The organism is Massilia sp. Root335 (assembly GCF_001425685.1).
Classification (GTDB): Bacteria; Pseudomonadota; Gammaproteobacteria; order Burkholderiales; family Burkholderiaceae_D; genus Telluria; species Telluria luteola.
On sequence record NZ_LMCY01000038.1, the window covers coordinates 606 to 954 of the forward strand.

A 349-nucleotide genomic window follows, 5' to 3' on the forward strand; every position below is an offset into this window, starting at 1 on the left:
GAGTTCGCAATAGCCGCCGTGGACGAGGCGCAGCACGTTGCGGTGGCTGACGGCCACGCCCTTGGGCTGGCCGGTGGAGCCGGACGTGTAGATCACGTAGCACAGGCGCTCGGGGTGGACGGCGAGGTCCGGGTTGGCGTCGGCGTTCGTCCCGTCGTCGCCGGCGTCGAGGAGAAGCACCGGGAGTTCCGGCCCGACCGGCAGCCGGGCCAGCAGCTTCGTATCGGTCACCAGCAGCGCGGGCGCCGAATCGGCCAGCATGTGAGCAAGCCGCGCGGCGGGATACGCGGGATCGAGCGGCACGTACGCCGCGCCGGCCTTGAGGATGGCGAGCAGGGCGACGATCAGG

1 protein-coding gene is annotated in these 349 nt (G+C 71.6%); it reads right to left on the reverse strand.

Going from position 1 to position 349, the window contains the following annotated elements; translation table 11 throughout:
* Positions 1-349, reverse strand: a 349-nt coding sequence (locus ASC93_RS31495; protein WP_162251936.1) for an AMP-binding protein, incomplete at both ends; no start/stop codon positions are given.